The sequence below is a fragment of the Nitrospinota bacterium genome, assembly GCA_016208975.1.
Taxonomy (GTDB): Bacteria; Nitrospinota_A; UBA7883; order UBA7883; family JACRLM01; genus JACQXA01.
In genome coordinates this window covers 119,583-143,668 of record JACQXA010000004.1, presented here as the reverse complement: position 1 = coordinate 143,668, position 24,086 = coordinate 119,583, and the positions used below count along the sequence as shown (strand labels likewise).

Here is a 24,086-nt window from a genome sequence, read left to right as displayed (position 1 = left end):
TATTATTTGAGATTCAAACTGGGACACCACCAAACCCCAACGTTAATTAATCGTCCAATCTTCCTAAAAGCCTTAACAGCCCATCCAGAATGGTCAACGGATGGGGCGGGCATCCTGGTATGTAAAGATCCACCGGGAGCGATCCTTCAACGCCGTTGGACTGTTCCGGCAGGTTCCGGAACGGCCCGCCGCTCAACGCGCAAGAGCCCACGGCTATAACTATCTTCGGGCCAGGCGTGGCCTCGTAGGTCTTCTCCAGCGCCAGTTTCATGTTGGCTGTTCCCGGCCCTGTCACCATAAGCCCGTCGGCGTGGCGGGGCGAGGCCACCACCTGGATACCGAACCGGCCCAAATCGAAAATGATATTCCCGGTGGCGGCTATCTCCGCCTCGCATCCGTTGCAACCCCCGGCGCTGACCTGGCGGAGTTTCAGCGACCGGGCGAAAATCTGCCGCAGTTCCTCCTGAATGGGCTGGGCCAGGGAAATGCCCCCGGCTCCTACGGTTAGGTTCTCTCTTTTAGAGACGGCCAGCCTGAAATCCACCGTGTATCGGATGGCGCCGCTGGCGCAAGCCTCGGAGCAATCCGGGCAGAATATGCACCGCCCCAAGTCCACCTTCAACCCCCCTTCAAGGCTTATGGCCCCGTTCGGACAGGCTTTCGAACATGCGTCGCAGCCATCGGCGCATTTTTCCGGCGAGAGCGCCGGGGCGCCCCGGAACCTTTCGGGCATTTGGGGGCTTTCCTTGGGGAAAGCGGTGGTCTTATGACCCTGCCGGAGCCGTTCTAAAAGCTCTTTAATCATTCCATCCAGCCTTTACAAATCGAAACCGCAATAGGACAGGTTGAAGCTTTTGTTGCACAGCGGGAAGTCGGAAATTTCCTGACCCCGCAGGGCCATGGCAAGCCCCGTCCAGTTATGGAACGAAGGGTCTGCAACCTTGTAACAGCTGAACCGGCCGTCGGGCCCGGTGATGGCGGCGTGGCATATTTCGCCCCGCCATCCCTCCACCAGGGAAATGGCCATGTGGTGGGGTTTGATTGCGCCCACAGGCGTTGTCAACGCGCCAGCGGGCGATTCGTTCAATAAAGTGGTGAGATACGCCAAGGAGTTTTTCATCTCCAAAAGCCTCACCATGGCGCGGGCGAAAACATCGCCGGAGCCCCAATTTGCCACCGTGACGGGTTTACTGGCGTAAGCGCCAACCGGGTGGTCTCGCCGCGCGTCCCTGTCCGCCCCGCAGGCCCGGGCGGTTGGGCCCACCAGCCCTAGCGCCTCACAATCTTTCAGCGACACCGTTCCGGTGTTCTCAAACCGCGCCAGAACCGAAGGTTTGTTCCATAAAAGGCGGGCGGCGCTCATGGCCTCCTTGCCAGGCTTGTTCAAACCGCCAAGGACATCGGCGGTCATTTTTTCATCCAGCCCGAACCGGACGCCGCCCGGGATTACAAGCCCCCTCCCAAACCGGTTTCCGCATATAACCTGGGTTAGGTTAAGGAAATCCCCCCGCAACCGGCCCAGAAAGGCCGAGGGAGGCAGATAACCGATATCCTGCGACAACATTCCAAGATCGCCCGTGTGGTTGGCTAACCGCTCCATCTCCAGCGCCATGGCCCGGATAGCGCCCCCCCGGTCCGGCGCTGTAACGCCCATGAGCCCTTCAACCAGCTGGCAATAGGCCGTGGCGTGGCCTATGGTGGTGTCTCCAGCCACGGTCTCCATCCTTGCCAGCGCGGTTTTGTCCGGCCCGCCCGAAAGCGAAGCCTCCACCCCGCGATGCTGATAGCCCAATGATATTTCCAGATGGAAAACCTTCTCGCCGTGGCACTGGAACCGGAAATGCCCCGGCTCTATCACACCAGCGTGAACGGGGCCCACGGCCACCTCGTGAACCTCTTCCCCCTCAACGCGGAAAAAATCCGCCACTCCAACGTTACGTCCGCCGCTCTTGCCGGGGAACCTGACCGGTTTTAACCACGGATGCCCCTCGGGTTTAATACCCCAGGTTTCGTATATCTCCCGCTCGAACATGTGGGCCTGCGGCGCGTCGGGCGTAAGGGACCGGTATTGCGCGCCAGGCTGGCAGGCCAAAACCGCTATGTCGCTGGATTTGTCCCTGGCCAGCGCGGCGTAAATAACAGGGCGCGCCCCGTTCCCCGGCGCGGCGAACATGGACACTATCCTGCCGCCTCCGGCTATTTCATCCAGGACCGCCGATGCGAAATTATCAAAAGGCATGAGCGGGATTATTTCCACCGGCCACGCCTCGCCGTTTTTAACTATTAAAGGTTTTTGCGCGCTCATAACCCGCCTCCCAGCATGGCGGCCGTCTGGTGGAGCGTGTCTATAAACGCCTGGGGCATATAGAAAGTGAGCGTGAGGCCGCACAGAAGCAAAATGGCCGGGGGCAGGTAAGACAGGCTGGATTCCGTCCTAATGTTGAAATTGGACGGAGCCGTAGGGTCGCCATAAGCCATGGGTAGAAACGCCACGGCCATCCCGATGAATATCACCGCCAGCAGGAAAAGGTAGCCGAAGGCTGTGAAGAGGTATCCGCCGTCCACTGCGGCCTTTAATATTGTGAATTCGCTTATGAAAGTGGGGAAGGGGGGCGCTCCGGTGATGGCCATAAAACCCCCGACCCAAAGAATACCTGACACCGGCAATGCTTTTATGGCGCCTTTTACCATGTCCGGGTTCTTGGTGCGGAAGTAACCCAGAATGTTCCCGGCGGTCATGAAAAGCGACGCCTTGGTGAGCGAATGGGCCGCCACATGCAACATGGCGCCGAATACGCCCGCGCCCCCAATGCCCACCCCCAGCGCCAGTATGCCCATATGCTCCACGGAAGAGTAGGCCAGGGTTTTCTTAAAATCCTCCTGCCGGATTATGAAGATGGCCGCCGCCAGCATGGAGAAAAGGCCGAAGCTGATGAAAATCGGGCCGGTGAAATCGGCCATGCCAGCCGCCAGCAGGGTTTGATGGGTCCTGAGTATTCCCAGGAACGCGCAGTTTAATAGGGATCCTGAAAGAAGCGCCGACACCATCGAGGGGGATTCCCCGTGGGCGTCCGGAAGCCACATGTGGAACGGCGCCAGACCCATCTTTGTGCCAAACCCCACGAACAGGAAGATGAACGCCATCTTCAGCCATGCGTGGTCCATGCTTCCGGCCAGGCTGGCAAGCCCAGCCAAAGACAACGACGCCTGGGGCCCGCCCGCTTTTACGGCGGCGGTAGCCATGGAAAAAACCCCCAGCAGGGCCAAGGCTATGCCAACCGAGCAGACCAGCAGGTATTTCCACATGGCCTCCAGCGCGGGAAGGCGCCGGTGGAAATAGATAAGCGGCGCCGAGACCAGCGTGGTGCATTCAATGGCTATCCATATCATGCCCAGGTGCCTGCTGGCCGCCACAAAGCTCATTGCCGAAAGGAACAAAAGCAAAAACCCCGTGAAAAACTTTTCCGGCTGGTTGGAAAAAAGGGAGCCGTCCTCGAAATCGGGCCGGCGGTGTTTATCCTCCCGCGCCAGGTAGTCCGCCCCGTAAATGGAAGCGGCCATGAAAAGCGTCGAGGTGATGGTGATGAAATATAATCCCAGCGGATCCAGCGCGAAATAAAGGGACTGGTCACGGCTGGGCCCTTCCAGCCACATGGAGCCCACCAGGATGGAATGGGCGGCGGCGGCGGCCACCAGCAGTTTGCGGCGGGCCTTGTCCCAATTGATAAGAAGGGCGGCCACGCCGGCCAGCGCTGGAGTCAGCACAATGGCCAGCGTCATGACTCTTCCTCGCTTTCGGCGATCTGCTCTATGCTGTCGAACGTCCTGTTAATCCTGAAACCCACTATGCCCCCCACGAACACGAACACGAACACGTCGAGGAAAATGCCCATGTCCACCACAAAGGGCTGGTGCGCCGCCAGGGAGACGCCGAACACGTATATGCCGTTCTCCAGCGTAAGGTAACCTATAACCTGTGTGAGGGCCTTCTTCCTGCTTGCGATGATGAACAGGCCACAAAGGGTCATGGAGATGGCCACAGCCACGAAAGAAGCGGTGGCCCCATCGGAATCCACTCCGGCTATCTTCGCGGCGAACCAGAAAGAAATGGCGATAAAAGCCACCCCCATGGCCAGTGAAAGCGAATAGCCCACATAAGGCTCCACCTCCCGTTTTATGTTCGCGTCCCGCAGGGCGTACAGCAGAAGCCACGGTATGAGAGCCCCCTTTATCAGGCCGGAAGCCACGGCCAGCAATATGGCGTGATACGAAAACTCCCCAACCTGCGGGAACAGCGGCAAAACGGCCAGCAGAACACCCTGCGCCCCGGCGGTGGAGATAAGGGCGCCTATTCGGCTTGTGCCCAAAAGGTAAAGGCTGGATATAAGCAGGGCCATGAACACCAGGTTCATCAGCGCCGGCCATATCTGCGCCACGTTCATCATTGGTTCACCTTAAAAGAAGAATCACGCTCAGGGCCGACAGCGCCGCGGCCCCGATTAGAAACTGCGGCACGTTCACAAGCCTTAGTCGGGCCATGGTGGATTCCACCGTGCCGATGAAAATGGCTATCGCCAGCATCATGTTGATGTTGTATATCAGCGTTAACAGCGTCCCCCCGCCGTGGGGGGTAAGTATCTGTGTCAGCAGGGCGGAGAATATCCAAAGCTTTATGGCCTGTCCATACTGGATCAGCGCAAAGTCCGGCCCGGAATGGTCCAGTACCATCACTTCGTGGATCATGGTCAGCTCCAGGTGGGTGTTTGGGTCGTCCACCGGGATCCTGGCGTTCTCGGCCAGCGCCGCCACGAAAAGCGCCGCCGACAGCAGGGCCGTGGATGGCCCGTTAAGGGGGCCGTCGAAATTCAATATGCCGGACATGGAAATGGAGCCGGTCTGCCATGTAAGGGCGCATAAGGCCAGGAAGAAGACTATCTCCGCCAACGCCGAATAGAAAGCCTCGCGGCTTGCGCCCATCCCTTCGAAGGCGGAGCCCGTGTCCATGGCGGCCAGGATGGTTACAAGCCTTGCAAGCCCCATAAGGTAAGCCAGCAGAACAATGTCCCCCTCAAAAGCCAAGGGCGAGGGCAGGCCCCCGAAGGGCATTAAAATTGCCGCCACGGCCATGGCGGAAAACCCGGCGATGGGACCCGCCAAGAACACCCAGGATACGGTTTTGCTGTAAACGGCGCTCTTCTCGGTGAGCTTGGCCAGGTCGTAATAAGGTTGAAGTATGGGCGGGCCCTGCCTGCCTGCCCAGGCCGCCTTGGTCCTGTTTATTATGCCAACCATAAGCGGGGATAGGGCGAACGCGAAGATTGGGGTAATCAGCGAAAAGCCCGCGGAATAGCTCATTGGAACACCCCGAATCCCCACGCCAGCAGGGCTATAAGCGCCCCGGCGGTGTAGAAAATATAGGTGTTGGCGTAAATGGCCTTTATTTTTTGAGCGCCAATGGCCAGCTTTTCACCCTGCCTGAACAACCCTCCATACAGCTTTTCGTCCACCACGTCGCTGACAGATGAGGAGAAAGAGGCGCCCTCGGGGAAGATTGTTTGTTTCATGTCGAGTTTTTTGGAAGGCCGCAAGGTGATGGCGAAAAAATCGGCTGCAGGCTGGGAGAATGATGAGCCCGTATATTGCATCCGTGCGGTGGGGGCGGAATAACCGCAGTCCCAAGTGATGGCCCGCCGCACGTTCCTTTCACCCAGCGCGGCTTTCCGAATCAGCGTAACCCCGGCGATAATTACCAAAGTAAGTATCAACCCGGCGTTAACGCTGAACAGCGATTGCCCCGCCCATTCCAGCGTTTCCACTGATATCAGCATGTCCTGCCGCGTCATCATGGATACAGGGCCGGCAATGAACCTGGGAAAAGCCGGGGCGAAAAGGGCTGTGAAACCCATGAGCGCCGCCAAAGCCGTCATGGCGCCGGTCATGCGCAGGCCCGGCTCGTGAGCCTGTCCGGCCTGAGAGGATCTTGGTTCACCAAGAAAAACCACCCCGGCGGCTTTAACGAACACCGCCACCGCCAGGCCTCCTATAACCGCCAGCCCGGCGATGGCTACTACCGGAGCTGAGGCCACAATCAATCCGGTCTTGGCCGACAGGCTGTGGAACGCCCCAAGGTAAATGATGAACTCCCCGGCGAAACCGTTTAAAGGGGGCAATCCGCAAATGGCCACGGAGCCGAAAATGAACAGGGCGCCGGTATAAGGCATTCTCTTTATAAGGCCGCCCAGTTTTTCCATGTTCTTCTCGCCGGTTTCGTGTAACACGGCTCCGGCCCCCATGAAAAGAAGGCTTTTGAAAAGCGAGTGGTTCCATATATGGAAAAACGCCCCGGCGAAACCCAGAGCCGAAAGGGTGGCGCTCCCGTTGGCAACCCCCATCACCCCCAGCCCGGTAGCTAACAGGATTATCCCGGCGTTCTCTACGGTTGAATAGGCCAACAGCCGTTTTATGTCCCGCTGGCCCATCGCCATTATCACCCCGAAAAGCCCGGAGACAATGCCTATACCCAACAGTAACCCGCCCCACCATATTTCCGGGGCGCCAAGGAAAGTGAGGGTACGGAAAATGCCGTACACACCCATTTTTATCATCACACCCGACATGACGGCGGATACATGGCTGGGCGCCGCCGGATGGGCTTCTGGCAACCATACGTGGAAGGGAACAACCCCCGCCTTGGAACCGAAGCCTATCAATGCCAATATGAATATCGCCGTGGCCGTCCAAGGTGTCAGGCCACCCTGGAAATCCGCGAAGTCCAGCGAGCCCGCGCCGCTGGCCAGGATTGCGAATAGGGCGAAAATAAAGGCCGCCCCCAGATGGGTGGCCACAAGATAAACGAACCCGGCGTGTCTTGTTTCCGGCTTGTGATGATCGAACATCACGAGAAAGAAGGAGGCGATGGACATCACTTCCCACGCCACCAGGAAAAGCACGCCGTTGGCGGCGGCCGTGACCACAGCCATGGAGGCCACCAGGAGGTTGAAGAAAAACCAGGGAGGCCCGAGTCTCCTTTTTCCCGCGTCATGCCAAAGGTATCCGGCGCCGTAAACCGCCGCGACTCCGCACACGGTGAACAGGGGTAGCATGAAAAACGCGCTTAGCGAGTCCACGTTCAACGCCAGAGAGCCAAAGGGCGCCCACCAGTAGCCTTTATATGAAAACCCACCTCCCAAAAGGGCGTTTATTGCTGAATAAAGGCCAAGCAGACACCCAGCCACCGCTCCCGACGCGCCAATTACAGTGGCCGCTTTGCCGTTCCGGGTAGCGATAAGGGAAATGAACCCGGAGCCGGTTATCACCGCAATGGAAAGAAAATAAATGTCCAAGGCTTGTCTGCTACTTCCGGAGGTTTTTGATGGTTATCTGGTTGTTTGTTCGGGGTGTCTTAAGGTGAGGGTGTGGGGCTGTAAAAAATTCAGGCATATTGAGGATGGCGTTGCGCCGCCGGAACATGCGTCTTCTTCAGCATCCATTTTACCGGGTACCCACTCTCCCAATAGCGATTATCGGCTCAAAGCGGACATTATATAAAAAACTGTCGGGCAATTGTCAATATAACCATATTAAAGTGGCGGTAACCACCGCCAGTCACTGGCGCCAACCTCACCCCTGTTAACAATAGAATGCTTCTCCCGATTAGGCCGTCCCTTCGAAAAAAGAAAAACCTTGACCGGCCTTATCGTTTTTGATATTCATTATCAATATCGACAAGGCGCATGCCAGAGGGGCGTCGCAGTGGTGTTTCAGGGAGGTTTTGCTTTAAATGACTGGCGGTATGCTTATCACGTTCCGGGAAGGGCTGGAAGCCTTCCTGGTGGTGGGGATCATTCTTTCCTACCTTTCCCGTTCCGGCCTTAAAGGTCTGTTTAAATGGATTTTCACCGGTGTAGGGTTGGGTATTGTAACGGCGTTTGTCCTGGCGGTGGGCATTCAGGTTTTCATGAGCGGGTTTGAAAATTCCGCCGCCGAGCTGTATATAAAAGTTTCAATAATGGGCTTTGCGGTGGCGGTGCTTTCCTACATGGTCATATGGATGAGCAGGAACAGCGGAAGCGTCAAAGGCGAGGTGGAGCGGAAGCTGGAGCAGGCCATAAGCGCCGGTAGCATGTTCGCGCTGGCGTTCATGGCCTATCTTGCCGTGCTTCGCGAGGGGTTTGAGACGGTCCTCTTCCTTGGCGCCCTATATGGGGAAAGTATGGGTTCGGATGTGTTCTACGGCGGGCTTTTGGGTTTGGCGCTGGCCCTTGCCGTTACGGCCATGATTTTCCTGGGCATGAAATCCCTTCCGCTTAAGACCTTCTTCAAGATAACCGGCGGGCTGATTATACTAATCGCCGCCGGGCTTCTGGCGAACATGATAGGGATAATGCAGGACATAAGCTTCCTGCCACTGATGACCGGCCATCTTTTTGACATCGGCTGGCTTTTGTCCGATGAAAGCGAGTTTGGCATATTCTTAAAAGCCCTGTTCGGTTATAACTCTTCACCGTCGTCCTTGCAGGCCTTGGCATATTTGGGCTATCTGGCGGGCGCATGGTTCATATTCACCAGGGATCACAGAGGAGTAGGGAATGAAGCCAGGAAAGCTTGACCTTTTAAGGGCGCGTACCGGCTTCTATTTTCTAATCCTTTCCGTGTTCTTTTACGCATCCTCCGCTTTCGCATACGGCTATGGTGAAAAAGAAGACCCCATGGCCACCATTTTCAAGTCCGCCGTTTCGTCAGCCAGGGCTGGCCAGTGGGGGGACGTGGTAAAACTTGCGGATGAAGGTGTGGCTCTTCAGAAGGGGCACCTGTTCGAAGCGGACAAGCTGGTTCCGAAAATCAGGGATTCGGTTACGAAGAAAGACGTTTCGGCAACCGCGGCGCATTTGGCCAATATGGTTTACCTCTCCATAAGGGAAAAGCTGTGGCGCAACTTGAAAGATGGGGAGGGGAATTTCAAGACATCCAAATCCCGTTTGGCAATGGCGCGCCAGAGTTACCTTGACGTTCTGGACGGGAACGTTAAAAAACAGAGCCCCGAACGTTCAAAGGCGATACTTGAACAGTTTGACAAGGCGTTAGTGGCCATGGGCAACCCAGGCGTGTTTGGTGTTGGTAAAAAAGCGGCCGACCCGGTAGCCGGGGAGCAGGCCGTGAAAACTATTGAAAACCTTATTGAGCGAACATTTCCCGGGTTTAAGTGATCGAGCCGCCATAAAGGTGTTGGCGGCCCGTTTTTGCTAACCGGGATTTGAATAAAGAAGGGAGAAGTCATGCTTCTGTCTAACCGGAATTTTCAGGCGATGAGAGCTTTTATGGCCGCCGCCGCGGTTCTGTTGCTTTCCTCGATTCCGGCGCTGGCGCAATCCGAAGCCACGCCCGCTTTCGACGTTACCGCCACCGCCCAGCCATCCTCATGGCAGGACAGGATAGCGTGGCACGGTTATTACCAGTTCGAATATACCGACCAGCAAAGCGCCCACAGGACGTTCGACAACCACAAAATCACTGTCTGGATGGGCGTAAAGCTCAACGACAGGGCTTACCTGTCCAGCGAGGTGGAATACGAGCATGCGCCCAAGGTGGAGAACAGCGCGGCGGTCACCGGCGGCTCCGGCAAGATAAAGATAGACAGCGCCACGCTCAGAATAAGCCCCATAGATATGACCGATGTTTACATGGGCGTGTTTTACGTTCCATTCGGCATCGAGTATTACAGTTATCCGGGCCACAAGAACAAGCTGGTCTCCCGCCCGAAGGTCATGTACAAGGGGAAGGTTATCCCCGGCACCTGGTCGGACGTGGGCATCGGCGGGGCTTACGTGGTGAACGGCGCCGGTGAGATGGACTTGTATGTGGTGAATGGTGACGGCAAGAACGGCGGTGTCTCCCGGGACAACTCCAGCGGCGGGAACGATTCAAAATCGGTGGGCGTCAGGCTCATGTTCAACCGTTTCATAGACGGGATCAACTTTGGCGGTTCATATATCTCCGGCAAATGGGACGACCTTGACCTTTATAAATCAGACAGGCTTGGCCTCCACCTCCGGGCGGATACGGACACAGTCACCGGAATAAGCTGGGCGCCTGTCCTTATAGCGGAATATGTGACCGGAAAGGACGAAGCGGCCTCGTCATTGGCGGGGCTGGATAAAGAGGTATCCGGCTATTACGTGCAGGTTAGCTCGCTCATACACCCCATTGTGGAACTGGCCGCCCGGTATGGCCAGTACGATTACGACGAGAAGGTGACGGACAACTTGCGCTCCGAAACCTCCATCGGTATCGTGGGGCACGTGATGGACGGCATCCAGTTGAAGGCCGAATACCAGTGGAACACCGAGAAGGCCAAAGAGGTTCAAGACGACGCTGTGATGCTCCAGGCGGTGGCGTTCTGGTGATCCGGTTATGGGTGTAGTGATTCTGGGCGGCGGGCCGTGCGGGCTTACCGCCGCCTGGGATTTGGCCCGGAACGGGGTTAAAGTCACCGTTATCGAGAAAGAAGATGCTGTCGGCGGGCTATGCAAAACCGTCCGCCGGGGCCCGTACCAGTTCGACCTTGGAGGGCACCGCTTCATCTCCAGTGACCGGGCGCTGGTGGAAGACATCAAGAACCTCATGGGCCACCGCCTGCTAACCCGCCAGCGTAAAAGCGTGATCATGTTTAAAGATCGCCAGTACGACTATCCCATAAACATTAGCGACGTCATCGCCAATTCATCCTTCCGCGAAAACGCGCGGTTTCTGGGGGGCTATATGGCGGGCCGTCTTAAACTCCGGAAATCAGCGGCTCCGGAAGGCTCTTTTGAGCGTTGGGTGGACGAGCGGTTCGGCAGGCCGCTGAACCTGATGTTCTTCAAACAATACACGGAAAAACTTTGGGGTGTTCCCGCGTCGAACCTCTCTTCGGACTGGGCGGGACAGCGCATATCCTTAATCTCGGCGCTGGACGCCGTGGCCAAATCCATGCTCAAGGGAAGGTTCGCGCCAAGGACATACGCCGTTTCGTACCTTTATCCGGCGGGCGGCATCGGCGAGATTTTCGAGAGGATGAGGGACGGGATAGAGCGTTTGGGAGGGACGGTAATCACCGGCGCCAGGGTTGAAAAGCTGATAATCCGTAACGGAGAGGTCCGCGCCGTGGGCATGAACCGGCGCGGGGCGGATATGGAAGTTGAAGGCTCCCGGTTTCTTTCCACCATTCCGCTGGACGAACTGGCCCAGCTTGCGTCAACCAACACCGCCGATATAAAACTTCCGTGGCGCGCCTTGAGGTTTTTGAACATCACACTGGATGGAGTCGAAAACCTGTCGGAAAACACCTGGATGTACACTCCGGACGCGGACATCATAATGACCCGCATCCAGGAGCCCAAACGCCGAAGCCCGGAAAGCGCGCCTGAGGGCCGCACATCGGTAATGGTGGAAATCCCCTGCAACATGGGGGACGCCACCTGGCGGATGGAAGACGGGGCTCTGCTGGAAAGGGTTTTAAACGACCTGGCGCGGCTTGGGTTTAACCTGCGCCGCAATGTTACTGGATGCTTTTCAACCTGCGCCTCCCATGCATATCCACGGTATGACATGGGTTACAGGAAAAAGGTTGATGGGGCGCTTTCCGCTATTTCCACACTGCGCAACCTGGATACCGCCGGGCGGCAAGGGCTTTTCAAATATGTTTTCATGGACACGGCCATGCTCATGGGCAGGAAATGGGCCAGCGATTATCTTGGAGGCTCCAGGTTCGAAATCCGCATGGACGATAATGGGCGGGCCGGTGTTATAGAAACCCGGTCCGTGGCCGCATAAGAGGACGCCATATCTAAACCACCGGCGCAAGGATTGACCAGCCAGGATACACGGAACGGATTCATCCCGGCGCTGATGACGCTGGCGCTGGCGGCGTATGCGGGTTTTATCGCCTATTCATCCGCATCGTTCCTTCCCGACGATGAAGACGGGGTCAATTTTATCCTGGGCGTTAAGGATTACAACCCGGTTTTCCATCAACCCCATTTTCCCGGATACCCGGTCTATGTCGCTCTGGGCAAGATTATTGCGCTGTGGGCGCCATCGCCGGAACTGGCCCTTGGGCTGGTATCCATCATCGCCTCCGCGTTGTCGGTGTGGGTAGTGTCTTGCATAGCAAGATCCGAAACGGGCGCATGGGGTGGAATCGCCGCCTCGGCTCTTTTGGCGGGGACGGGTATTTTCACATCCTATTCCGGGAAAATATTTTCCGAGCCGCTGGCTTTGCTGGTTCTTTTGCTTTGGATGGCTGCGTTAAAAAATTGCAAGCCTCGCCCCCGTGACTGGTTCCTGTCGGGCTTGTCCGCAGGGTTGTTACTGGGCGTGAGGCTTTCATGGTGGCCTTTCACCGTTGCGGGTGTTTATTACGCATACCGGAATAGCGGAATTAAAAACCATCTTGCCGGGATATGCTCCGGAATCCTTGTCTGGCTACCGGTGATGGTTTTCGTTATAGGCCCGACCCAACTGGCCGATACCGCCTTTGATTTCGTTTACGGCCATTTTTTCGATTGGGGCGGGGCCATCACTTCCACTAACGGCTCGTCCCACAGGTTTTATGACTGGCGCATGAACCTGGCGCAGGCCCTGGGCGTGATTGGCTTCGAAGGGTTTAGACTGATAAACGCAGTATGGATCATTTTGCTGGCGGCCTCTTCTTACTATTGGATTAGAGGTAACGAAAAAGTGGCCGTAGCCATAAAAATGCTAATCGCCGGAGCGGCGCTGTATGCCATATGGATCATGGCTGGGCAGAACGTTTCAAAAACCCGTCACTTCCTGCCATTCGCGCCGGTGGCGGTCATTCTCACGCTACCACTGTTTAACCGCTGGCCTAAAGCTTTCACGGCGCTGGCGTTGATATTATTGCTTGGCGGTAACGTATTGCGCCATGACCCGGTAATTAAAACCCCGCCAGTTTTCAACATGGCCCAATGGCTTGAGGGTGCGGAGAATGGCTCGGCGCTGTTCTGCGGCCCGGCGGAGCGTTATTTCGACCTTTACCCGGCCAAAATTCCGGTGATAAGCGTTAAACATGGGGATAGCCTGCGGGGTATCATAAAATCCAGATGGCCGGAGCCTTCCGCTATATTGGTTTGCGACGACATCCCGGGCGTAAAATTAACCGGCGCGCCCGAAGCGGTGTTTGCCGCCCGGCCCGGCGACCCGGTGGACAGAACTTTGAAAATTTACAAACTTGCGCCCGATGAAATTTAATTTCGACTATGCGGGATTAGACCCCAAAACGGCCATGGAGCTTCAGCAAAAGCTCCGCGCGCGGCTTGTGATAGAGCCATTTGGAAAACCCATCCGCCATGTCGCCGGGGTGGACGTGAGCGTGAAGGGGGATTTAGCGCGGGCCGCCGTGGTCATACTGTCATACCCCGAGCTTGCGCTGGTGGAAACCGCATTGGCGGAACGGCCCGTGGAGTTCCCGTACATCCCGGGTCTTCTGGCGTTCCGCGAGATACCGGTGATCATGGAGGCGTGGCGCAAGCTGAAAACCTTGCCGGACGCGGCCATCGTGGATGGGCAAGGGTACGCCCATCCACGCCGGTTTGGCCTGGCTTGTCACTTGGGTGTGGTGGCCGGTGCGGTCACTATCGGTTGCGCCAAGTCACGGCTTGTGGGGGAATATGAGGACCCGGCGCCGGAGAGGGGGGCCATTTCAAGGCTTGTCCATGAAGGTGAGGTGATAGGGGCCGTGGTTAGAACCCGGGACAATGTGAAACCGGTGTTTATCTCTGTGGGGGACAAGATAGACCTGGATGGCGCCATAAAAATAATTCTGGAATGCGCCCGGGGCCGAAGGCTACCGGAGCCGGTGGCCATGGCCCACAAGGCCGCCGGGGGATTGCTTTAAAACATGGCGGGCGAAAAAACGCGGGTGATGAACATAAAAGAGGGGATGCCCACGGTGGACGAGGCCCGGCGGCGTTTGATACGCGAGCTGGAACGCGCCAAAAAAGATGGCGTGAAGGTGGTAAAGATAATCCACGGCTACGGCTCCACCGGCGTTGGCGGGAAGATAAAGGACGGGGTGAGAAAATCGTTACGGCGGCGCAAGAGCGAGGGGGTTATAAACCTGTTCGTTTATGGCGAGAACTGGAGCGTGTTCGACGCGGACACCCGGGAGATACTGGAAAGATGCCCCGCATTGTCCCGCGAGCGGGATATAGAGGGGAACGAGGGAGTGACGGTGGTGTTGTTGTAGAGAAGAATTCGCGTTGAAAAACGCCTCCAATCAGCGAAAAAACATGTTTCTCCTGGCTCCCAAGAGCAGAAGGAGATGGGAAATGGATAGTGGATAGTGGATGTTTATTTGGCATGGCTGACATGAAAGAAGGAAGCGCGCTAATGGATAACGATTATTTTTGAATTCCGGGAAAAATATATTTGGTGTATTCTATTGTCATGATGAAAAAATCAATTCTGCAAGGGAATCCTTACCTAAGGGATGCTGACAAACGGGAGAAAATGTTGTTCACATCTGTTGTGTCATCTACATCTATTGAGGGAGTCCGAGTGACAGAAAGCATGACAGAAATGGGACACCAAATATTGGAAAAAACGGATACAAGGATGGTTTTAAAATATGGAAAGCTAATCACATACCCATCCTAACCGGAGCCAGTACCGTCTCCACGGCCAAAACCCGGGGCGGAACCGCCGCCAAAATAGCCGTTGAATTTCTTCCCGCGTATCTTTAATGTCCTGCCCGCGATTACAGACGTGAATATCTTCTGCATCGGTTTAAAATCGCGAGACAGGCCGGCTCTCACGGCCGCAAAATACTCCTGCCGTTTCCCTTCCGGAATGGATGAATTAGCACGAGTTCCACGTGTACAACCGCGATTGCATTTGCAATGTCCTCTATTTTTGCAAACCGGCATGGGGTGAATTTGCTCAAAAAATCATTTTCAAGCTCATGCATCATACCTGGAACATATTTGGCGGCGGCAAACGGAAATCCGCCCTTGCTAATGTTAACTTTGCGATATTGTCCTGCCCAAGGATAGATGGAACCAAACCACGCTTTGTGAATATCGCATATGTCTTTTGCGGTAAATCGGTGAACCATGCTGTATTTACCCAGAATTTCAGGCAAGACCCGGCTATGCTCCACAGCCTCCACAGCGTCCATTTCCCGCTTTTTCTTTATGCGGAGAAGATTTTTTAAAACACGACCCCGTGAACCCGGCTCAAACTGGTCTTCAATCAGACCGGACGTATCGTATTTTTGGGACAGTTTCATTCCCCGACAATGATGCCTTAATGATGATCTTCATGATACACCACTCTGGAGCCACGTTTCCGTTCCGCGAGCTTTAATCACCTTGCGGTTATGAAAATTGAATAATCGAGGTGATAACACCTCGGTGGTAAAATCGTGTCATGCCGGGCTTGACCCTGCATCATGGCTTCGTGCCTTCGGAACTGAATACTTGATTCCGTGTTTTAGCTTACGCTTCGCCGGGGATGTCATGGTTCGTCTGGCTTGCCATGACAAGTTGAGGGCTACATTCACTCCCCGAACCGTTCGCCCTTCAAAACCTTGTGGCCCAGCGTGTAGGCATGGGCGGTCATGGGGCCGCGGTTCTCGGGTTTCAACTCTGTAATCACTATCGCCCCTTCGCCGCAGGCCACGGTTATTCCCTCCGCGCTTGTATCAAGAACTTCGCCAGGCGCTCCAACAATCCCGGAAACCTGCGGTACCCGGGCGAACAGCGGTTTTATCAACCCGCCGGAAAGTTTGGTGACGGCGGCGGGGCATGGGGACAGGCCGCGGATCTTCAAACTCACCGCCGGGGCTGGCTGGCTCCAATCAATGACGAAATCCGCGTCCGTCAGTTTTGCGGCGTATGTTGATTTCGAATCGTCCTGTTTTTCCGGGGTGATGAGGCCGTCTTTATAATTCAATAGCGTTTCCGCCATCAGCACGGCGCCGGATTGCGCCAGCCGGTCATGAACTCTGCCCACGGTGTCCTCGTCCGTGATCTCGGTTCTTTTGCATCCCAGCGTGTCGCCGGTGTCCAGCCCCTCGGCCATGATCATGGCGCAAACGCCGGTGACGGAGTCCCCCGCCAAAAACGCGCGATGTATAGGCGCCGCGCCGCGCCACCTGGGCAAGAGCGAGGCATGCAGGTTCACCGGCGCCAGTTTGGGGATGGATAGAATGGACAAAGGGAGAATCTGCCCGTAGGCCACCACCACAAGATAATCCGGCGCCAGCGCCTTCAACAGCTCAACATTTTCCGGCTCCCGCGCTTTCACCGGCTGATACACGGGTATCCCGTGAGCCAGCGCCAGCTCTTTTACCGGCGGCGGGGCCAGTTTCTTGCCACGGCCCTTGGGTTTGTCCGGCTGGGTGACAACGGCCAGAACATCGAATGATGGATGTTCTATCAGCGCCTCGAGGGTTGGGACGGCGAAATCCGGCGTCCCCATGAACACCACGCGGATTGGAGCGGGCATACCCGATTACCGGCTCATCTTCTTGAACTTGCGTTTAAGCCAGTCCCGCTTCATAAAGCCCAGGTGATCCCAGAAAAGGACGCCGTTTAGATGGTCTATCTCGTGGGCTATGCACCGGGCCATGATGTCTTCGGCGCGGACGGTTTGTGTGTCGCCGTTTATGTCTGTGTACCTGGCGATAATCCATTCCGGCCGCTCCACATAGGCGTAGATTTCAGGCATGCTCAGGCACCCCTCCTCGTCCATCACCGCCTCTCCGGTTTCGAGTATCTCCGGATTCACCATGGCGAAAGGTTTGGCCCCGTCTTCGGGAGAGACGACAACTATGAGACGTTTCGATACGCCCACCTGCGGCGCCGCCAGCCCCAGCCCCGGCGCGGCCAGCATGGTTTGCGCCATACGGTCCGCAAGGGAGCGGATATCCCCAGTGACGCTATTCACCGGCTCGGATTTTTTAAATAGAACGGGGTCCGGCCATTGCAATATGGTTAAAAGCCCGCTGTTTTCAGCTTTTTCCGTTAAGACATCCATATGGCCAGTATAGGCATTTTCTTCAGGGTGAGGCTACCAAATTTTGGCGATGTGTCAAATATTTGTAGTTATAAAGCGTTTAAGTAAAAGCTGGTCCTGTTACCGTAATGCTCATAAAAACATGGAGATACAAATATCTGGAAGCCCGTTGAAAAATGAGGCTTGCTTTTTGCAAATACCATGTTCTCAAGAAGTAACGGGCGCAAACGCAACCCCTAACTTGGGAGGTGTACGATGGTAACCTCGACGGATTCGATGAAGAAGAAAGAGAAGACTTGTTCGCATTGCGGCGGGATTTTACGGTATTACCTGGGCTCCTGGTCTTGCATGATGTGCGGGCGGGACTCCAACCACGCATGTTCCTCCTGCTCCCAGAGCAAGAGCGATTACAAAAAATCAGCCTAAGCGCCGGATTCACCGGTACAAAGGCCCTTTATGGGTCTTGACGGGAGATGTGTTCCCTCCGGCTCCGGGGGGTGGATGACTTCGCCTGTTATCCGTTATTTCAAGTTCCAGTCAAAATACCAGCCAAAATAGATCTGGGCCCGCTCGGAGCTTTCTCCCAAAACCGGGAGCCGTTCCCAATAATAGTCCACCCCCAACCGGACAGGTGATTTGCGCAGTTCCAGCCCCACGGCAGGGCCGCCGGCGTCATAATACTTCTGGTTTTCGTTGCGGGAGCGGTGCCGGTATTCCGCATAGGTGTTCACGGCGATATCTCCCGGCAGGATTATCCAGTCTATCCCCTGGTTGATAAAGCCCATAACGCCGGAGCCGCTGATTTTGTCGTTATCGTAGCTTATCGCGCCCCAGAAAGAGCCCGGTAGCGCGGCGAACCACGTTGGATGATTTTCCTGAGCCAGGTCCCACTCGATAAAAGTGGTGGCGTACGCCTGCGCCCGTTCAGACTTTTCGCCTAAAACCGGCAGGTTCTCCCAGTAATAGTCCACCCCCACATGCACTACGGATATATGCAGATCCAGCCCCACGGCCGGGCCGCCTGCGTCGTAATATCTCTGGTTGTGGGTGCGGGAACGGTGGCGGTATTCCACGAAGGTGTTAACTGTTATATCGCCTGGCAGAACGAACCAGTCCACCCCCTGGTTTACAAAGCCCTGGACACCAGAACCGCTGATCTGGTCGTTGTCGTAACTTAAAAGACCCCAGCTGGAGCCGGGCAGGCCGTGAATCTCATAGGCGTAAGCCTGGGGGGAGGAGAGGACTACCGCAAGTAGCGTGACTAGCCAGCGAACAGGGCGCGCAATCATAAGGTTCATCCGTAAAAGAAAATACAGGGGTTTGGAAGACGGGCCTATTTTATCTCATAGTCCGAGAGTTCAATCCACTTTTTCTCTTTTCCGAAAAAGAAATGTTTCATTTCACTTTTTACCACCATGGCGCTCTGGTTTTCCGCCACATAATCGGTTTGCGGGATGGTGTGGGTAAAGGTCTTGCCGGGCATACCCTCCGGAGTGAAGGGGCTTTTCTCCACGAACCTGGAAATTATATTTGTAATGGCCAGGTAGCTGGTTGGCGCGTCTATTACCTGTTGGTGGACCTTTTCGCCGTTAAACTGTTTGCCGATAAGTTTAATGGCCACAGGGGTGTTTGTGATGGGTGGCAGGGGTATGTCCCTTAATCCGGGGGCCTGTATAACGCTCCCTTTCAGCGCCATGCCGTGCTCCGGCACGAACACCACCACCACGTTGCGCCCGGAGGAGGAAAGCAGGTTTATGAAACGGGTGACATCCTTGAAGAGTTTTGTGAGGAACTCCTGGTATTGGGCTTTCCTATCCCCCTTCCACCATTCCTTCTGGCCCACCCAGTGGGAGCCGTCGTGCAAGGTGACGGTGTTGTAATATACCGCCGCCGCCTTCTCGCCGGATACCAGCCTGTTCTCCCACCACCGGCTCAGGGTGAAATAGTCGTCGTATATGGGAGAGTTGTCGAACATGTTCTGCTGTACGGGCAGACCCGCAAGGTTCATCGGGCCGGGGCGGCCGTGGTTATTCGTTATCTCCTCGGCGAATGAGCCGTATTTGCCATCGTGGTTGAGGGTAACGTAATTCTTAAAACCCACGTCGGAGAAAGTTTCTAATATGTAACACTCCCTGGGCGCTTCCGAATAGATATCCCCATGCCGTTGCTGGCCGCAATTGCCCCGGAGCAGACGGATCACCGACGGGCCGGAATAGGTGGTGACCGTGTTGAAGTTTGTGAAAAGGTAATTGAACTGCCGGAAGAAGGGATCTTTGTCCATCCCCACGTCCACCATGTCCGCCCATGCCAGGGAGCATACATGGAGAATTACCAGGTCAAAATCCGGATGGCCAGCCTCGGGCTTTTCATATCTTGTCACCCGGGTGGTCTCCGAATCGAAAAACGCGTCCACCGTTTGGGTAAGCTCCTGGCTGTTAGGCTCACCGAAAACCTTTAGCGGGATCAGCGACATGATGCAAATAAGCACCAGCGTGGACATTTTCAGGAACTTGTTGGCCAGCCAGCAGAAGGAAAAAATCGCCCCGATAAGCATGAACACCTTGGGGTTATAAAACCTCATGAGGAAGCTGTAGATGTATTCGGTGGATGGAATTCCCTGGGACATCAAAAAGCTGGCGCCCTCGGTAGGCGGCGGGAGCCACGAATCGTGCCAGAGAAGGGATATGGCCAGTATGATTCCCAGCGCCACCCGGCCGGTAACAATGACCCCCCTGAACCTGATTTTCTCCGGAATGGGGATGGTCAGGAAAAGTGCGAAAAGCAGGTTATAGGTGACGTCAAACTTTATGTATTCCTTGTAATAAAGGAACAGTTTGGCGAAAAAATAAAAACTCCAGAGTTCCATGTATTAAAAAAGCCAGCGTGGTTGAATCAGAATATGTCAAAACATAATATCATTTTCAGCGCCTGGTTACCCCATCAAAATACGGCGTAGATAAAAAATCCATAACCATTGTAATGGATGGCGGTTATCAGGAGCGCCTGCCTTCCATCAGGGCGCTATGCGCCAGTATAAAACCGGATGGGGCGCCTGACAAACATCCTCCATGCTCTTGTCTGGATTTGAGATCCATAATTTCCGGGTAAGATTTAAAGAGGCTTGAGAAATGTCACCCTGAGATTCTAGGGGGGAAGGAAACCGTGGTCAGCGACCACGGGGAAGCGGTTAAAGGGCGACCACGGGGAAGCATTCAAGAGCCATGGTTCGGCAGGCGCACCATGACAAGAGGTGGATTGTCACCCCGAGCTTGCCGAGGGGCTCGGCATGACACGGTTTTTCCACAGATTTATCCGGGAACCAGGGCCAGAAATATCTTTATATGGGCGCAATGTTGGTTTATAAAAGTAACTTTGCCCAAAAAGGGCGGGGCATACTAGCGTAAAAGGGAGGTTCAATTGTTCAGAAGCGAAGTCGAGTTGAGGAAACTCTTCTCCAATGACAGGGTTGCGCTGTTCATCATCAGCCTCTTGAGCCTCTATATCGAAGTGATGCTCATCCGCCATCTGGGCAGTGAGATACGGATCTTCGCCTATTTTAAGAACCTCACCCTCATAGGCGCGTTCCTCGGGCTTGGGGTGGGCTACCTTTACAAACCAAGGCTCAGCCCGCTTGTTACCCTGGGGTGCATAACGTTCATCGCAGTCACCACCCATCCGATCACCGGTTTTTACCAGATTTCCGACTTCCTGAACCTGGGCGATTTCAACATGTGGGAAATGGCCCACAATGATGTTATACGGGCTATGGCTGGCCTGCTGATGCTCACCACCCTGTTCTTCGCGGTGATAATATCCATGGCCCCCCTGGGGCAGGCGCTGTCGGACATATTCGACCGGTCGCAGAACAGGATACTGGACTACTCCATCAACATCGCAGGGTCGCTGATAGGGGTGTGGTTCTTCGCGGGCCTGAGTTTCGAGACCACCCCGCCGACTCTCTGGTATTTGATAGCCACCGCGATAATTTTCGCCCTCTGGCGGTGGGACACGCAGAAGAGCCTGGCCGTCGCCGTTTCGGCCATGATAATGATCATGGCGCTAAACCATGTCCCCGCCTTGGCGCCGCTGGAGCAGATATGGTCGCCATACCAGAAAATCTCCCTTCACCAGTTTGGCGTAAGGTACAACGCCTCCAGCGGGGATACAAAAATAATCGAGTACAAAAAGCTTCAGACCAATAACACGCTCTACCTTTACATGCTCGACCTTTCGGACAAGAACAGGAAAGCCCATCCGGACCCGTTCCCCCCGGCCCTGGACAGGTATCACTATTACGACCTGCCATATAATTTCCCGAACCGGCTGGACGACGTGCTGGTGCTTGGCTCCGGCGGCGGCAACGACGTGGCTGGGGCCCTGCGGGCCGGAGCCAAAAGGGTCACCGCCGTGGAGATAGACCCCACCATCATTTCCCTGGGCAGGAAATACCACCCCGAAAACCCTTATGGCTCCGAGAGGGTGACGGTGGTGAACAACGACGCCAGGAATTTCCTGCGCGACACCGACAGGAAATACGACCTGATAATCCTGGGTCTGCTGGACTCCCACACCCTCACCTCCAGCTTCTCCAACACGAACCTGGACAGCTTCATGTACACCACCGAAAGCGTGGGCGATATGCGCCGCCACCTGAAGCCGGACGGCGTCCTGGCCCTGTCGTTCCAGGTGAATTACCCATGGATAGGCTCCAAGATATACAAGATGATCAATCAGCAGTTCGGAAGGCCGCCTGTGGTGATACAGGCCTATTCCAGGCATTTCATCCAGGGGACGGGTGGGACATATTTCCTGGCCAGCGAGGATGAGAAGCTGGTAATGGACAAGGTTAAGGCGGATCCGATGCTTTCCAGGCGGGTGGAGTTCGGCGCAAAAGCCGTGGAAGTTTACAAGAACCTGGACGCCAAGCCCCAGACCGACGACTGGCCTTATTTATACGTCCAGTCCCGCTCCATACCAAAACTGCACCTTCTGGTTTCGGCCCTGCTGATATCCATATTCCTTTTAATTTACGGGTTTTATTTCGGCAAGCCCCGCAGGAATGACATCCATTTTGCGGCCCTGGGCGCCGGGTTCCTCCTGCTGGAGGTTTCCGTTATAAGCCGTTTCGCCCTCTTTTGGGGAACCACATGGCTGGTAAGCTCCATAGTGATATCGCTCATCCTGGCGGCCATCCTGGCCGCCAACGCCACATTCATAAAGAGCGCGGGCAGGGTGGGCTATCCTGTCCTGTACGGCGTTCTTTTCGTGGCGCTTGCCGGGCTGTATTTCCTGCCGCTTACCAGCAACTGGGTGGTGGCGCTGTACATGGCGCCGTTTGTGGTTATCGGGTATCTTTTCGCCAAATCGTTCAACGGGGCCGCCGCCGCCTCCAGGGCGCTGGCGTATAACCTTTTCGGGGCGCTCTTCGGGGGGCTTTCCGAAAGCTTAAGCTTTGTAACGGGCCTTTCCGGGCTGATTATCCTGGCCATCGCCTTTTACGCCGTGTCGTTCTTCACCGCCGGGGGCGAGGGCTGAGCCATGTTTTTCAAGCCGCAAGCCCCCGTCTGTTAAAAAAGCTTGAAAAAATTATTGACAATGCCTCGCCGCAAAAATAAACTTACTATTTTTCCGGTTGGCAGGCGGCCATGGCGAAAACGACGCCGGGGCCGGTAACTTTCCGGCCTGCATAGAGTTTTGAATTTAGGTTTTAACGGGATTTAGACAAAAGCCTTATGGAAGCGATAGAAGCCAGCGCCACCCTGCGGTTTACAAGGGTGTCGGCCCAGAAGGCCAGGCTAGCGGCGGACATGATCCGCGGCAAAAGCGTGGCGGACGCGAAAAGCCTTTTGAGCTTTTCGCCCCAGAAGAGCGCGGCCCTTCTGCTGAAACTTTTAGACTCCGCCGTGGCCAACGCCGAGAACAACAAGAAGGTGGAGGACATAGATGTCCTCGAAGTTTGGCGGGTATGGGTGAACCAGGGCCCTGCCCTTCGCAGGCAGATACAGCGCGCCCGCGGCCGGGCGGACGTTATCCGCCGCCCCACCGCCCACATGACCATTGTGGTTCGCGAGAACCTCAAGGCCAAGGAAGAAGCCAGGGCCAAGCTTGAGGCCATGAAGGCCAAGAAGGCCGCCAAGAAGGTGAAGAAGGAAGCGGCTCCAAAGGCCCCGAAAGCTGCTAAGGCCCCTAAAGCTGAAGAGCCCGCGGCCGCCGAGGCCAAACCAAAAAAGCCCCGTAAGAAAAAGGAGAGCTGACGAAAGTCGGCTCTGTCTTAGGAGAACAGGAAAAAAAATGGGTCAGAAAACGCATCCGCTGGGGTTTAGGCTCGGCATCATCAAGAAGTGGGAATCCAACTGGTACGCCGAGGGTTCCTACGCCGACAACCTGCATAGCGACCTTAAATTGCGCGCTTTCATAAAGAAAGAGCTTTATCACGCCGGCGTGTCCAGCGTGCAACTGGAGCGCAAGGGCAAGCAGGTGAAGGTGAACATATTCGCCGCCAGGCCCGGCATCATCATCGGGAAAAAGGGCCAGGAGGTTGACAAGCTCAAGAGCCAGGTCCAGAAGATGCTGGCCGGCAGTGAGGTGTTCCTTAACATAAAAGAAGAGCGCAAGCCGGAGATAAACGCCCAGCTTGTGGCGGAGAACATAGCCCTCCAGCTGGAGCGGCGCGTGGCGTTCCGCCGGGCCATGAAAAAGGCCGTGTCCACCGCGATGCGGTTTGGCGCCAAAGGCATCCGGGTTAACGCCTCGGGCAGGCTTGCGGGCGCCGAGATAGCCAGGATGGAATGGTACCGCGAGGGGCGCGTTCCCCTTCACACCATCCGGGCCGACATCGATTTCGGTTTCGCCGAGGCGAAAACCACCTACGGCATCATTGGCGTGAAGGTGTGGTTGTTCCGCGGCGAGGTTTACTTCGGCAAGGACGCCCGGAGGCTGGAGGAGCAGAGGAAGCTGAGGAGCCAGCGGCAGATTGAGGAAGCCGTTGAGGCCGCCAAGGCGGAGATGGGCATAGGCGAAGCTGTCGCAGAAGATGAAGCGGCGGCAGGCGAAGATTTTGAGGAGTAACC

At 55.8% G+C, this 24,086-nt stretch carries 22 protein-coding genes; 11 read left to right on the top strand and 11 right to left on the bottom strand.

What is annotated here, in order from left to right:
• Nucleotides 1–46: 46 nt before the first annotated feature.
• From HY751_04210 to HY751_04185, 6 genes are read right to left on the bottom strand one after another with little or no spacing between them, the layout of a single operon-like run.
• Nucleotides 47–805 (bottom strand): hydrogenase, encoded by a 759-nt coding sequence (locus HY751_04210; protein ID MBI4665597.1) that lies wholly within the window; start codon nt 803–805, stop codon nt 47–49.
• A 12-nt stretch (nt 806–817) separates the two neighbouring features.
• Nucleotides 818–2,305 (bottom strand): NADH-quinone oxidoreductase subunit C, encoded by a 1,488-nt coding sequence (locus HY751_04205; protein ID MBI4665596.1) that lies wholly within the window; start codon nt 2,303–2,305, stop codon nt 818–820.
• On the bottom strand, nt 2,302–3,780 hold the full coding sequence (locus HY751_04200; protein MBI4665595.1) for an NADH dehydrogenase FAD-containing subunit: 1,479 nt from the start codon (nt 3,778–3,780) through the stop codon (nt 2,302–2,304). The genes HY751_04205 and HY751_04200 overlap by 4 nt, the downstream gene beginning before the upstream one ends.
• A complete protein-coding gene (locus HY751_04195; GenBank protein ID MBI4665594.1) occupies nt 3,777–4,445 on the bottom strand; it encodes a hydrogenase in 669 nt (222 codons plus the stop codon). Before HY751_04195 ends, HY751_04200 begins: the two co-directional genes overlap by 4 nt.
• Nucleotides 4,446–4,449: 4 nt before the next feature.
• On the bottom strand, nt 4,450–5,355 hold the full coding sequence (locus HY751_04190; GenBank protein MBI4665593.1) for an NADH-quinone oxidoreductase subunit H: 906 nt from the start codon (nt 5,353–5,355) through the stop codon (nt 4,450–4,452).
• A complete protein-coding gene (locus HY751_04185) occupies nt 5,352–7,343 on the bottom strand; it encodes a hypothetical protein (GenBank protein MBI4665592.1) in 1,992 nt (663 codons plus the stop codon). Before HY751_04185 ends, HY751_04190 begins: the two co-directional genes overlap by 4 nt.
• 437 nt (nt 7,344–7,780) lie before the next feature.
• Between HY751_04185 and HY751_04180 the strand changes: the two genes are divergently transcribed.
• From HY751_04180 to HY751_04150, 7 genes are all read left to right on the top strand, one after another.
• Entirely contained in the window at nt 7,781–8,608 is an 828-nt protein-coding gene (locus HY751_04180; protein MBI4665591.1) for an FTR1 family protein, read from the top strand.
• Nucleotides 8,589–9,206, top strand: a complete 618-nt coding sequence (locus tag HY751_04175) for a hypothetical protein (GenBank protein ID MBI4665590.1) — start codon at nt 8,589–8,591, stop codon at nt 9,204–9,206. Before HY751_04180 ends, HY751_04175 begins: the two co-directional genes overlap by 20 nt.
• A 99-nt stretch (nt 9,207–9,305) precedes the next feature.
• On the top strand, nt 9,306–10,403 hold the full coding sequence (locus HY751_04170) for a hypothetical protein (protein ID MBI4665589.1): 1,098 nt from the start codon (nt 9,306–9,308) through the stop codon (nt 10,401–10,403).
• Between the two features lie 7 nt (nt 10,404–10,410).
• Nucleotides 10,411–11,811 carry an FAD-dependent oxidoreductase gene (locus tag HY751_04165; protein MBI4665588.1) on the top strand — a complete coding sequence of 467 codons (1,401 nt, stop codon included), beginning with the start codon at nt 10,411–10,413 and terminating at the stop codon, nt 11,809–11,811.
• A gap of 33 nt (nt 11,812–11,844) precedes the next feature.
• Nucleotides 11,845–13,248 carry a glycosyltransferase family 39 protein gene (locus HY751_04160; GenBank protein ID MBI4665587.1) on the top strand — a complete coding sequence of 468 codons (1,404 nt, stop codon included), beginning with the start codon at nt 11,845–11,847 and terminating at the stop codon, nt 13,246–13,248.
• A complete protein-coding gene (locus HY751_04155; GenBank protein MBI4665586.1) occupies nt 13,238–13,894 on the top strand; it encodes an endonuclease V in 657 nt (218 codons plus the stop codon). The genes HY751_04160 and HY751_04155 overlap by 11 nt, the downstream gene beginning before the upstream one ends.
• 3 nt (nt 13,895–13,897) lie before the next feature.
• A complete protein-coding gene (locus tag HY751_04150; protein MBI4665585.1) occupies nt 13,898–14,245 on the top strand; it encodes a Smr/MutS family protein in 348 nt (115 codons plus the stop codon).
• Nucleotides 14,246–14,809: 564 nt separating this feature from the next.
• Here the strand turns inward: HY751_04150 and HY751_04145 are convergent.
• From HY751_04145 to def, 3 genes are all read right to left on the bottom strand, one after another.
• Entirely contained in the window at nt 14,810–15,286 is a 477-nt protein-coding gene (locus HY751_04145; GenBank protein ID MBI4665584.1) for a Fic family protein, read from the bottom strand.
• A 269-nt stretch (nt 15,287–15,555) separates the two neighbouring features.
• Complete coding sequence (locus HY751_04140) at nt 15,556–16,506, bottom strand: methionyl-tRNA formyltransferase (protein ID MBI4665583.1); 951 nt, start codon at nt 16,504–16,506, stop codon at nt 15,556–15,558.
• Between the two features lie 6 nt (nt 16,507–16,512).
• Nucleotides 16,513–17,037: a peptide deformylase gene (gene def, locus HY751_04135; GenBank protein MBI4665582.1), complete on the bottom strand. Its 525-nt coding sequence runs from the start codon at nt 17,035–17,037 to the stop codon at nt 16,513–16,515.
• Nucleotides 17,038–17,271: 234 nt separating this feature from the next.
• On the opposite strand from def, the gene HY751_04130 reads away from it, so the two are divergent.
• Nucleotides 17,272–17,442 carry a hypothetical protein gene (locus HY751_04130; GenBank protein MBI4665581.1) on the top strand — a complete coding sequence of 57 codons (171 nt, stop codon included), beginning with the start codon at nt 17,272–17,274 and terminating at the stop codon, nt 17,440–17,442.
• A gap of 95 nt (nt 17,443–17,537) precedes the next feature.
• Here the strand turns inward: HY751_04130 and HY751_04125 are convergent, their stop codons facing one another.
• Complete coding sequence (locus HY751_04125) at nt 17,538–18,305, bottom strand: hypothetical protein (protein MBI4665580.1); 768 nt, start codon at nt 18,303–18,305, stop codon at nt 17,538–17,540.
• 44 nt (nt 18,306–18,349) lie between these two features.
• The gene (gene bcsG, locus HY751_04120) at nt 18,350–19,882 is read right to left on the bottom strand and encodes a cellulose biosynthesis protein BcsG (GenBank protein MBI4665579.1); all 1,533 of its coding nucleotides are present in this window, start codon (nt 19,880–19,882) and stop codon (nt 18,350–18,352) included.
• A 551-nt stretch (nt 19,883–20,433) separates the two neighbouring features.
• Here bcsG and HY751_04115 point away from each other — a divergent pair.
• From HY751_04115 to rpsC, 3 genes are all read left to right on the top strand, one after another.
• Nucleotides 20,434–22,551: a methyltransferase domain-containing protein gene (locus HY751_04115; protein ID MBI4665578.1), complete on the top strand. Its 2,118-nt coding sequence runs from the start codon at nt 20,434–20,436 to the stop codon at nt 22,549–22,551.
• Nucleotides 22,552–22,748: 197 nt separating this feature from the next.
• Nucleotides 22,749–23,270, top strand: coding sequence for a 50S ribosomal protein L22 (gene rplV / locus HY751_04110; GenBank protein ID MBI4665577.1), 522 nt, complete (start codon nt 22,749–22,751; stop codon nt 23,268–23,270).
• 37 nt (nt 23,271–23,307) lie between these two features.
• Nucleotides 23,308–24,084 (top strand): 30S ribosomal protein S3, encoded by a 777-nt coding sequence (gene rpsC / locus HY751_04105; protein MBI4665576.1) that lies wholly within the window; start codon nt 23,308–23,310, stop codon nt 24,082–24,084.
• The last annotated feature ends 2 nt before the right edge of the window (nt 24,085–24,086 follow it).

Bases quoted from the DNA above. Each gene is read 5' to 3' on its own strand.
- HY751_04180 (MBI4665591.1), top strand. From the start codon at position 7,781: ATGACTGGCGGTATGCTTATCACGTTCCGGGAAGGGCTGGAAGCCTTC.
- HY751_04145 (MBI4665584.1), bottom strand. From the start codon at position 15,286: ATGAAACTGTCCCAAAAATACGATACGTCCGGTCTGATTGAAGACCAG.
- HY751_04140 (MBI4665583.1), bottom strand. From the start codon at position 16,506: ATGCCCGCTCCAATCCGCGTGGTGTTCATGGGGACGCCGGATTTCGCC.
- HY751_04130 (MBI4665581.1), top strand. From the start codon at position 17,272: ATGGTAACCTCGACGGATTCGATGAAGAAGAAAGAGAAGACTTGTTCG.
- HY751_04170 (MBI4665589.1), top strand. From the start codon at position 9,306: ATGAGAGCTTTTATGGCCGCCGCCGCGGTTCTGTTGCTTTCCTCGATT.
- rplV (MBI4665577.1), top strand. From the start codon at position 22,749: ATGGAAGCGATAGAAGCCAGCGCCACCCTGCGGTTTACAAGGGTGTCG.
- HY751_04205 (MBI4665596.1), bottom strand. From the start codon at position 2,305: ATGAGCGCGCAAAAACCTTTAATAGTTAAAAACGGCGAGGCGTGGCCG.
- HY751_04195 (MBI4665594.1), bottom strand. From the start codon at position 4,445: ATGATGAACGTGGCGCAGATATGGCCGGCGCTGATGAACCTGGTGTTC.
- HY751_04200 (MBI4665595.1), bottom strand. From the start codon at position 3,780: ATGACGCTGGCCATTGTGCTGACTCCAGCGCTGGCCGGCGTGGCCGCC.
- bcsG (MBI4665579.1), bottom strand. From the start codon at position 19,882: ATGGAACTCTGGAGTTTTTATTTTTTCGCCAAACTGTTCCTTTATTAC.
- HY751_04125 (MBI4665580.1), bottom strand. From the start codon at position 18,305: ATGATTGCGCGCCCTGTTCGCTGGCTAGTCACGCTACTTGCGGTAGTC.
- rpsC (MBI4665576.1), top strand. From the start codon at position 23,308: ATGGGTCAGAAAACGCATCCGCTGGGGTTTAGGCTCGGCATCATCAAG.
- HY751_04210 (MBI4665597.1), bottom strand. From the start codon at position 805: ATGATTAAAGAGCTTTTAGAACGGCTCCGGCAGGGTCATAAGACCACC.
- HY751_04175 (MBI4665590.1), top strand. From the start codon at position 8,589: ATGAAGCCAGGAAAGCTTGACCTTTTAAGGGCGCGTACCGGCTTCTAT.
- def (MBI4665582.1), bottom strand. From the start codon at position 17,037: ATGGATGTCTTAACGGAAAAAGCTGAAAACAGCGGGCTTTTAACCATA.
- HY751_04150 (MBI4665585.1), top strand. From the start codon at position 13,898: ATGGCGGGCGAAAAAACGCGGGTGATGAACATAAAAGAGGGGATGCCC.
- HY751_04155 (MBI4665586.1), top strand. From the start codon at position 13,238: ATGAAATTTAATTTCGACTATGCGGGATTAGACCCCAAAACGGCCATG.
- HY751_04190 (MBI4665593.1), bottom strand. From the start codon at position 5,355: ATGAGCTATTCCGCGGGCTTTTCGCTGATTACCCCAATCTTCGCGTTC.
- HY751_04165 (MBI4665588.1), top strand. From the start codon at position 10,411: ATGGGTGTAGTGATTCTGGGCGGCGGGCCGTGCGGGCTTACCGCCGCC.